2 protein-coding genes are annotated in these 629 nt (G+C 58.8%); both read left to right on the top strand.

Annotated elements, in window-relative coordinates; all coding sequences use genetic code 11:
- Window positions 1-370: transposase domain-containing protein (locus ACYQ7X_RS17460; RefSeq protein ID WP_459698348.1), on the top strand; the 370-nt coding region annotated here is incomplete at its 5' end.
- Between the two features lie 39 nt (window positions 371-409).
- Complete coding sequence (locus ACYQ7X_RS17455) at window positions 410-595, top strand: hypothetical protein (RefSeq protein WP_459698347.1); 186 nt, start codon at window positions 410-412, stop codon at window positions 593-595.
- Window positions 596-629 lie beyond the last annotated feature (34 nt).

Below are 629 nucleotides of genomic sequence, written 5' to 3'. Positions count from 1 at the left end.
CGTCCTTAATGCCGTTCTTACGAGCGGCGTTAAGATCACCAGCCGGATTCAACATTACAAGGCGGCACTCACCGGGCGGATACGCTTCCTCAGCGATGGCCGCATTTGCTTGAGCAACAATGCAGCGGAACGCGCACTTCGGGGCATTGCCATCGGACGAAAGGCCTGGCTGTTCGCCGGATCTGATCGCGGTGGGGAGCGCGCGGCGGCGATGTATTCGCTGATCGTCACCGCCCGCCTGAATGATGTCGATCCACGCGGCTGGCTCGCCGACGTCCTCCGCCGCATCGGTGACCATCCCGCCTCCAGGTTACAGGACCTGCTGCCCTGGAATTGGCGATCCGAAACTCAGGCAATCGCCGCCGCCTGACCTTCGGCAACGGCTCTCGCCGGACGGATACGCCTCTGCATGCATCGCAAGAAAATCAATATTTCAACGGTGCTGGCGGGTCAGCTCCTCGGCCTCAAAGAGGTCGAGGATGGCATTTGGCTGGTCAGCTTCATGCACTACGACTTGGGCTATATCGATTTGGAGCAGAAAACCTTGCAACCCATCGACAACCCGTTCGGCACGAGGTTGTCACCCATCTCTTAGGAACAAGGTGTTACCTATCTGTCCAGACTGGACA

Source organism: Acidisoma sp. C75, from assembly GCF_054665095.1.
The sequence above is the reverse complement of the archived record's forward strand: the minus strand, read 5'-3'. Positions and strand labels throughout refer to the sequence as shown.

What these genes read in the sequence shown, in the direction of transcription:
- ACYQ7X_RS17455 (WP_459698347.1), top strand. Translation starts at nt 410, where the DNA reads ATGCATCGCAAGAAAATCAATATTTCAACGGTGCTGGCGGGTCAGCTC.